General features: G+C 75.1%; 1 protein-coding gene. It reads right to left on the bottom strand.

The genetic code is table 11. The features are described 5' to 3' along the window. On the bottom strand, positions 1-2,020 hold a 2,020-nt coding region (locus ACTUAL_RS31940; protein ID WP_440902835.1), incomplete at its 3' end, for an SNF2 helicase-associated domain-containing protein. Positions 2,021-2,425: the final 405 nt, after the last annotated feature.

The following is a 2,425-nucleotide window of genomic DNA, read 5'->3' on the forward strand; positions in this document are numbered from 1 at the left end:
CGATCCCGCTCACGTCCCGCTCGGGCCCGTGGTGCACCCGAACCCGGAGCCCCGGCGTGAACCGCGCGGCCTCCCGCTGCCAGTTGCCGAGCACCGAGAGCGGGCAGACCAGCAGCGTGGGCGCCCGCGACCCGTCGTCCCCCTGACGGCACAGTGCTTCGAGGGCGAGCAGCTGCACGGTCTTGCCGAGCCCCATGTCATCGGCCAGGCACGCCCCGAGCCCCAACGAGTCCAGGAACGCCAACCACGCCAACCCCCGCGCCTGGTAGGGCCGGAGCACGGCGGTCAACCCCTCGGGCGCGGCAACCTCCCCCACCACCCGATCCCCACCCCCGGCGAGCAACGCCCCCAACGCCCCGTCCCCGCGCACGGCGGTGACGGGCAGGGGCAACGCCCCGAACCAGCCGTAGGGGAGGACATCGGCCCCGCTGCCGCCGCTCTCGCTGCCGCCGCCCCTGCTGCTGTTGCCGCTGTCCCCGCCAGAACCGAGGTCGGGGCCGCCGTTGCCGCTGCCGCTGCTGTTGCCGTCATCGGGGTTCGCGCCACCGAGGTCCGCGCCGCTGGTCATGCTCCCGTCGCCAGCGTCTCCACCGCCAGCGTGCCTATCACCGGCGTTCCCGTTGCTGGCCTGCCTATCGCCGACGTTCCCGTCATCGGTGTCCCCGCCTGCCCGCCGTGTCAGCGCGCCCGCGTGGGCGAGCGCCTGCCCCACCGTCATCCGCCCGCCGCCACCACGCCGCAGGAACGCGAGCCCGGCGGTGAGCCCGCGCTGGTCGACCTGCACCCACTGCCCGCGCAACCGCACCAGCGGCACCTTCGCCTCGGCCAGCGCCCGCAGCTCGGGTTCGGCCAGCTCCTCGTCCCCGAGCGCCAACGACCACCGGTAGTCCAGCAGCACCTTCAACCCGAGCGAGCTCTCCTTGGGCACCGCCCCCGCGGCCCCACCCCGCCCAGCGCCACCCCACCCTGCCCCGCCCTGCCCGGCCGCACCCCACCCGCTCTCGCCCCCTCCGCCGCCGGACACCGACAGGGCCAGTCCCACCCGCCGGGGTTCGCGCCACCACGAGGGCACCAGCACCCCGAACCCGGCCTGCGTCAGCTCGTTCGCGCGCACCAGGAAGTCGTGCGCCCCCGTCACGTCCAGCACCATCCGCGCGGGCCGCTGCTCGCCCAGCGCGCGGTCGAGCGCCGGGTAGAGCCGACTGGCCCGTCCGAGGTCGGCGAGCAACACGTCCTCCGGCCGGGTGGCGAACCGGCGCAGGACGTTGTTCCCCCGCGACCACAACTGCTCGGCGGGCACCACGACGCTCGGCTCGTCGACGGCCTGCACCAGGAACTCCAGCTCCCACCGCCCACCCCCGTCCCCACCCGGACCGGGCCCCGCGCTGACGTCCTCGTCGGCCACGCTCTGATCGGGCGCGGTCAGGCGGAAGCAGGTCCGCAGCAGCGGGCGTCGCAGCGCACTGCCCTGCCAGCCCTCGACCCGCTCCCGAAGCCTGGCCACGGCCCCGCTGGCCGCGCCCAGCACCGGGTCGCCGACCAGCGCCCGCAACCAGAGTCCCGTGGCGCCGGGCTCGTCCAGGTCGACCCCGGAGAAGTCCCCGTCCCGAACCCGCCGGTCCACCGCCCGGTCGAGCGCGGCCCTGATGAGCCGATCCGGCTCAACGGACTCCTGGGCCGCCCGGAACGAGGGAGGCATCTCCGCGCGCAACGCGGCGAACCGCACCGCGTCCACCCCGGACAGCACCGCCCGCCACCGCGCCGCCCCACCGTCCACACCGGGCACCACGCGCCCCCTGGCCACCAGGTCATCGGCGAACGCGAGGACCTCCAGGTAGAACCGAGCCGAAGCCCCGAGCCTGCCGTCCACGATCCGCTCGGGCAGCCCCTCCACCCGCACCGCGGGAACCAGCCAGGAGTGCAACCGAGGCGTCCCGCGCACCGCAGCCGCGGCCCCGGAAGCCCCGACCAGCTCCGGAGAAGCGATCGGCCCGGTCCCGGCGGTGGGCAACTGCACCACCAACCGCAACGGCACAGAATCCCCACCACCACGACCGCTGCCACCACGGCCACGGCCACCACGCAGAACCCGAACCAGCCCACCGTCCCCCACCGCGAACGGATGCCGAACGGCCCGCCCTGGAAGCCGCCGCCCAACCCGAGGCGGCAACCCGGAGTCCTCACCCCAAGCCGCGACCCACCCGTCCTCGCTCCCCACGGCATGTACGACCAGCACGACCCGACCCTATGCGTGCCACCCGACACCCCCGACGGCAACCAGCAACCAGCAGCAGCTGGTGACCAGCGCCCGACAACCGGCCACAGGTCACCGACTGCTGGCAGCCGCAGACCGTTGGCGGCCACCGACCGACCGAGGGCGACCAGCGACAGCCGACCGGCAACCAGCGACCACCGACCACCGACC

It is taken from the genome of Actinosynnema sp., assembly GCF_052038725.1.